The organism is Serratia sp. SM04 (assembly GCF_040280225.1).
GTDB classification, from domain to species: Bacteria; Pseudomonadota; Gammaproteobacteria; order Enterobacterales; family Enterobacteriaceae; genus Serratia; species Serratia sarumanii.
In genome coordinates, this window is sequence record NZ_JBEOQT010000005.1 from 280,314 (window position 1) to 286,614 (window position 6,301).

Annotated in this window: 6 protein-coding genes; 4 read left to right on the forward strand and 2 right to left on the reverse strand. The window is 61.3% G+C overall.

Annotated elements, in window-relative coordinates; translation table 11 throughout:
- The first annotated feature begins 2 nt into the window (after positions 1-2).
- The 4 genes from rbsC (at position 3) to rbsR (ending at position 3,877) form a co-directional block, all read left to right on the forward strand.
- Complete coding sequence (gene rbsC / locus ABTW55_RS10540) at positions 3-971, forward strand: ribose ABC transporter permease (RefSeq protein WP_019455467.1); 969 nt, start codon at positions 3-5, stop codon at positions 969-971.
- Positions 972-995: 24 nt separating this feature from the next.
- The gene (gene rbsB / locus ABTW55_RS10545) at positions 996-1,883 is read left to right on the forward strand and encodes a ribose ABC transporter substrate-binding protein RbsB (protein WP_060423541.1); all 888 of its coding nucleotides are present in this window, start codon (positions 996-998) and stop codon (positions 1,881-1,883) included.
- Between the two features lie 61 nt (positions 1,884-1,944).
- Positions 1,945-2,871, forward strand: a complete 927-nt coding sequence (gene rbsK / locus ABTW55_RS10550; protein ID WP_060423533.1) for a ribokinase — start codon at positions 1,945-1,947, stop codon at positions 2,869-2,871.
- A gap of 4 nt (positions 2,872-2,875) precedes the next feature.
- Positions 2,876-3,877 carry a ribose operon transcriptional repressor RbsR gene (gene rbsR / locus ABTW55_RS10555; protein WP_025160301.1) on the forward strand — a complete coding sequence of 334 codons (1,002 nt, stop codon included), beginning with the start codon at positions 2,876-2,878 and terminating at the stop codon, positions 3,875-3,877.
- Here rbsR and mdtD read toward each other — a convergent pair.
- Both mdtD and ABTW55_RS10565 read right to left on the reverse strand, forming a co-directional pair.
- The gene (gene mdtD, locus ABTW55_RS10560) at positions 3,874-5,289 is read right to left on the reverse strand and encodes a multidrug transporter subunit MdtD (RefSeq protein WP_025160302.1); all 1,416 of its coding nucleotides are present in this window, start codon (positions 5,287-5,289) and stop codon (positions 3,874-3,876) included. The genes rbsR and mdtD overlap by 4 nt on opposite strands.
- A gap of 67 nt (positions 5,290-5,356) precedes the next feature.
- Entirely contained in the window at positions 5,357-6,046 is a 690-nt protein-coding gene (locus ABTW55_RS10565) for a FadR/GntR family transcriptional regulator (protein WP_033653941.1), read from the reverse strand.
- Positions 6,047-6,301: the final 255 nt, after the last annotated feature.

Sequence of the window (6,301 nt, forward strand, 5' to 3'; positions counted from 1 at the left end):
ATATGAGTTCCCAGACTATCGCAGCCAAGCGCTGGTTCAGTAAAGAGTGGCTGTTAGAGCAGAAGTCGTTGATTGCGCTGCTGGTGCTGATCGCCGTGGTCTCTTCCATGAGCCCGAACTTCTTCACCCTGAACAATCTGTTCAATATTCTGCAGCAAACCTCGGTGAACGCCATCATGGCGGTGGGGATGACGCTGGTGATCCTTACGTCCGGCATCGATCTGTCGGTGGGATCGCTGCTGGCGCTGACCGGCGCGGTGGCGGCGTCGATCGTCGGTTTTGAGGTCAACGCGCTGGTGGCGGTGGCGGCGGCATTGGCGCTGGGCGCCGCGGTTGGCGCCTGCACCGGGGTGATCGTCGCCAAAGGCAAAGTGCAGGCCTTTATCGCCACGCTGGTGATGATGCTGCTGCTGCGCGGCGTCACCATGGTGTACACCAACGGCAGCCCGGTCAACACCGGTTTCACCGACGTGGCCGACACCTTCGGCTGGTTCGGCATCGGCCGCCCGCTGGGCGTGCCTACGCCGATCTGGATCATGGCAATCGTGTTCATCGCCGCCTGGTATATGCTGCACCATACGCGCCTGGGCCGCTATATTTATGCCCTGGGCGGCAACGAAGCGGCAACCCGCCTGTCCGGCATCAGCGTCGATAAGGTGAAGATTATCGTCTACTCGCTGTGCGGCCTGCTGGCGGCGCTGGCCGGGGTGATCGAAGTGGCGCGCCTGTCGTCGGCGCAGCCGACCGCCGGCACCGGCTATGAGCTGGACGCCATCGCCGCCGTGGTGCTGGGCGGCACCAGCCTGGCCGGCGGCAAGGGCCGCATCGTCGGCACGTTGATCGGGGCGCTGATCCTCGGCTTCCTGAACAACGGCCTGAATTTACTGGGTGTTTCTTCCTACTACCAAATGATCGTGAAGGCAGTGGTGATACTGCTGGCGGTTCTGGTAGATAACAAAAGCAACAAGTAACCTCCCCCTACAGGAATCACGATGATGAAAATGAAAAAACTGGCAACCTTAGCCTCCGCCATCGCGCTGAGCGCCACCCTGAGCGCCAATGCCATGGCCAAAGACACCATCGCGCTGGTGGTGTCCACCCTCAACAACCCGTTCTTCGTCTCGATGAAAGATGGCGCGCAGCAAGAGGCCAACAAGCTGGGCTACAACCTGGTGGTGCTGGATTCCCAGAACAACCCGGCGAAAGAGCTGGCCAACGTGCAGGATCTGATGGTGCGCGCACCCAAGCTGCTGCTGATCAACCCGACCGACTCCGATGCGGTGGGCAACGCCATCAAGATGGCCAACCAGGCTAAGATCCCGGTCATCACGCTGGACCGCGTGGCGAGCAAGGGCGAGGTGGTGAGTCACATCGCTTCGGACAACCGCGTGGGCGGTAAAATGGCCGGCGACTTCATCGCCAAGAAAGTAGGCGCCGATGCCAAGGTGATTCAGCTGGAAGGCATCGCCGGCACTTCCGCCGCGCGTGAACGCGGTGAAGGCTTCAAGCAGTCGCTTGATCAGAATAAATTCAAACTGTTGGCCAGCCAGCCGGCCGATTTCGATCGCACCAAGGGCCTGAACGTGATGCAGAACCTACTGACCGCGCACCCGGACGTACAGGCGGTGTTCGCCCAGAACGATGAAATGGCGCTGGGTGCGCTGCGCGCGCTGCAAACCGCCGGTAAAACCGACGTGATCGTGGTAGGCTTCGACGGCACCGCCGACGGTGTAAAAGCGGTTGAAGGCGGCAAGCTGGCGGCGACCGTGGCGCAGCGTCCCGATCAGATCGGCGTGATCGGTGTGGAAACCGCCGATAAAGTGCTGAAAGGCGAAAAAGCGCCGGCGACCATCCCGGTCGATTTGAAACTGGTCACTAAATAAGTCATACCAGCGCCATCGGAACGGGGCGTTTACGATGGCGCGCAATTCAGGAATCAATGCGATGGAAACAGGTAAGCTGGTGGTTCTTGGCAGCATCAATGCCGACCATATCCTCAATATTGAACACTTCCCCCACCCGGGCGAAACGGTGATCGGGAAACAGTATAAGGTGGCGTTTGGCGGCAAGGGCGCGAATCAGGCGGTGGCGGCCGGGCGCAGCGGGGCGGAGATCGCCTTTATCGCCTGCGTGGGCGCCGACGACATTGGCGAACGTGTCCGCCGGCAGCTGGCGAGCGATCGCATTGATACCCAACCGATTGAAGCCATCACCGGCAGCACCACCGGCGTGGCGCTGATCTTCGTCAACGCCGAAGGCGAGAACGTGATTGGCATCGATGCCGGCGCCAACGCGGCGGTGACGCCGGATTACCTGGCGCGCTACCAACAAAAAGTGATCGATGCCGACGCTTTGCTGATGCAGCTGGAGTCGCCGCTGGAGACGGTGATCGCCGCCGCCCGCCTGGCGAAGCAGCATCACACGCAAGTGATCCTCAACCCGGCCCCGGCGCGTGAGCTGCCGGAGGAGCTGCTGGGCATGATCGATATGATTACCCCGAATGAAACCGAAGCCCAGCGCCTGACCGGCATCGCCGTGGACAACGACGCCGATGCGGCGCGTGCGGCGCAGGCGCTGCACGACAAGGGCATCGCGACGGTGATCATCACCCTCGGCAGCCGCGGCGTGTGGCTGAGCGAAAACGGCAACGGCAAACGGGTGCCCGGCTTCAAGGTGCAAGCGGTGGATACCATCGCCGCCGGCGATACCTTTAACGGTGCGCTGGTCACTGCCCTGTTGGAAGGCAAGGCCATGGCCGACGCGGTGCGTTTCGCCCATGCGGCGGCGGCGATCGCCGTGACCCGCCCTGGCGCGCAGCCTTCGGTGCCGTGGCGTGAAGATATCGACGCCTTCTTGCAGCAGCAGGGGTGATCCTTTGGCCACCATGAAAGATGTCGCCCGCCTGGCGGGCGTTTCAACCTCTACCGTTTCGCATGTGGTCAACAACAATCGCTTTGTCAGCGACAGCGTGCGCGACAAGGTCATGGCGGCCGTGGAACAGCTGAACTATGCGCCTTCCGCGCTGGCGCGCAGCCTGAAGCTCAATCAGACGCGCACCATCGGCATGCTGGTGACCGCCAGCAACAACCCGTTTTATGCCGAAGTGGTGCGCGGCGTGGAGCGCAGCTGCTATGAACGCGGCTACAGTTTAATCCTGTGCAATACCGAAGAAGACGCCGCGCGCATGAACCGCAGCATGGAGACGCTGCTGCAAAAGCGCGTCGACGGTTTGCTGCTGATGTGCACCGAAAACCACCGGCCATCGCAAGATGCCCTGAGCCGCTACCCGTCATTGCCGATCGTGATGATGGACTGGGCGCCGTTCGAGGGCGCCAACGACATTATTCAGGATAACTCGCTGCTGGGCGGCGAGATGGCGACCGATCATCTGATCGCCCGCGGCTACCGCAAGATCGCCTGCATCGCCGGCCCGCAGGATAAAACCACCGCCCGTCACCGGCTGGAAGGCTATCGCAACGCGATGCGGCGCGCCGGATTGCCGGTTCCGCCAGGGTATGAAGTGCACTGCGATTTTGAGTTTGAGGGCGGCGTGAACGCCATGCGCCAACTGCTGGCGCTGGACGAGCCGCCGCATGCGGTGTTCGCCGGCAACGACGCGGTGGCGGTGGGCGTTTATCAGGCGCTGTATCAGGCCGGGCTCTCCGTGCCGCAGGATATGGCGGTGATGGGCTACGATGACATTGAGCTGGCGCGCTATCTGGCGCCGCCGCTGAGCACCATTCATCAGCCGAAGGATTCGCTGGGCGAACTGGCGATCGATGCGCTGATCAATCGCCTGCAAAACCCGGAGCGCGCCCCCCAGGTGCTGGTGCTGACGCCCGAGCTGGTGGAACGCGCCTCGGTGGGCCGCCGTTAACTCGCCGCCTTCGCTTCTTTCTTGCTTTCCTGGCCGCTGATCAAATTGCGGCCATCCTTCCTTCTCAGCAACATAAACACCAGCGCCGACGCCACGGTGACGATCCCCATGGTGATAAAGGTGTAATGGAAGTGGTCGATCATGGTGCCTAACGACAGAGATTCGTAAAAACGCAGCACCGCCGCGCTGATCGCCACGCCGAAGCTGATGGACAGCTGCTGGGTGACCGCCAGGACGCTGTTGCCGGCGCTGGCGTTGGCGTCGTTCAAATCCGCCAGGCTGATGGTGTTCATGGCGGTGAACTGGGTGGACATCGCCATACCCAGCACGAACAGCGGCAGGATCATCAGCCACAGCGGCATGCCCGGGCTTTGCAGGGCGAACTGGGCGATCAGCACCCCGATGATGACGGTGATGCCGACCAGCGTTTTACGGTAGCCGAACCAGCGCAGCACCTGAGTGACGGTGGATTTCGCCATCAGCGAACCGATGGCGGTCGGTGCCATCATGCAGCCGGCGACGATCGCCGTGTAGCCGAATCCCACCTGCAGCATGAGCGGCATTAAAAACGGCACGCAGCCGGTGCCCAGCCTGGAGGCGACGTTGCCGGCGATGCCGACCGAGAAAGTGCGGGTTTTGAACAGGTCGAGACCGATCAGCGGCTGAGGATGACGGCGGGCGTGCGCGATGTAGCCGAACAGCATCACGAAGCCGCTGAGCAGAATGCCCAGCGAAACGTAGCTCGCCAGTACCCGCTCGCCAAACAGTTCCAGCCCGGTAGAGATCAGCACCAGGCTCAGGCCGAACAGCATAAAGCCAAGGAAGTCGAAGCGGCGCTTGGGCGTGGTGAAGTCCGGCATGTATTTACGTGCATAGAAGATGCCGAGCAGGCCGATAGGGATATTGATCAGGAAAATCCAGTGCCAGGTGGCGTAGGTGACCAGCCAGCCGCCCAGCAGCGGCCCCAGAATCGGCCCGACCAGGCCGGGCATGGTGACGAAGTTCAGCACCGGCAGCAGTTCGCTGCGCGGGTAGGCGCGCAGCAGCGCCAATCGCGCGACCGGCATCATCATCGCGCCGCCGATGCCCTGCAGCACGCGAGAGGCGACCAGCGCGCTCAGCGTAGGGGACAGAGCGCACAGCAGCGAGCCGAGGGTGAATAACGTGACGGCGAAGATGAACACGCGCCGGGTGCCGAAGCGGTCCGCCAGCCAGCCGCTGACCGGGATCAGCATCGCCACCGTCAGCGTGTAGCTGATGACGGCCGATTGCATCGCCAGCGGCGAACGCCCCAGGCTTTGGGCGATCGCCGGCAGCGCGGTATTGAGGATAGTGGCGTCCAGCGCCTGCATAAAGAACGCCATTGCGGCGATCCACGGAAGTCCTGCCATACTGCGCGCGGATTGGGTCATGGTCGGTCCTGGTTAAATGGTCGTCTGTCCCTCGTCTCTTTCTTCTATATATAAGCGGGGAGCGTGTCTAGTCTTTCTCTTTCAGCAGTATCTGGCAGGCGACGAGCGCGCCGGCGCTGTCTCCGGCGAGTATCGCATCGACGATAGCCTGATGATGGCGCAGCTTGATCACTTCATTGCCGGTGATGGCGCGGAAGTAGCTTTGGTACACCGAGCTGAACAGGTTGGCGAACGAGGTCAGGAACGGGTTGCCGCTGGCTTCGTAGATGAGCTGGTGGAATTGGGTATCGACCTGGATCCAACGCTCGCGATCAAACTGGGTATGCAGCGCGCGCATTTCCGCCATCAGCTCCGCCAGCAGCTTGGTTTGCTGCGGGCTGGCGTGGTTTGCCGCCAACGCGCAGGCCTGCGGCTCCAGCGAGGTACGCAGGATAAGGAAGTGTTGCATCACCTGATCGAAGTTTTCCCGCGTCATCCACCAGGTCAGTAAATCCTGATCGAGGAAATTCCATTGGCTCTGCGGCATCACGCGGGTGCCGATGCGCGGGCGCGGTAGCAGCATGCCTTTGGCGGCTAACATCTTTACCGCTTCGCGTACTGCGGTGCGGCTGACGCCGAATTGCTCGCCCAGTTCCATTTCACCGGGCAGGATGCTGCCGGCCTGATAATCGCCCGCCAGAATTTGTTGGCCAAGTTTCTCTGCAAGCAGATAAGAAAGATTGCGTTGGGCGGCCTGTTGTTGTGCATTTAACGGCATGGCTGCGGGTCCTTACTGACATCGTTATTTCTATTTTACTCCAGTGATCGCCAGCTTTTATGGCTGTTTGCCTGAAAAAGTGACATAAATTCGTCGCTTTTTCGCCCTTTTGCTGAAAAAATCCGCGTTTGAAAAGTTTTTTGCATTTAGGGGTTGCGGCCTGCCGAGAACTCCCTATAATGCGCCTCCACTGACCGGGAACAACGACTGACAAGCCGCCGGGTCAGCGAGAAGACAGCGAAATAAACGCTTGAC

Excerpts from the sequence above, each read along its gene's own strand:
- rbsK (WP_060423533.1), top strand. The coding sequence starts at position 1,945 with ATGGAAACAGGTAAGCTGGTGGTTCTTGGCAGCATCAATGCCGACCAT.
- ABTW55_RS10565 (WP_033653941.1), bottom strand. The coding sequence starts at position 6,046 with ATGCCGTTAAATGCACAACAACAGGCCGCCCAACGCAATCTTTCTTAT.
- rbsC (WP_019455467.1), top strand. The coding sequence starts at position 3 with ATGAGTTCCCAGACTATCGCAGCCAAGCGCTGGTTCAGTAAAGAGTGG.
- rbsB (WP_060423541.1), top strand. The coding sequence starts at position 996 with ATGAAAATGAAAAAACTGGCAACCTTAGCCTCCGCCATCGCGCTGAGC.
- mdtD (WP_025160302.1), bottom strand. The coding sequence starts at position 5,289 with ATGACCCAATCCGCGCGCAGTATGGCAGGACTTCCGTGGATCGCCGCA.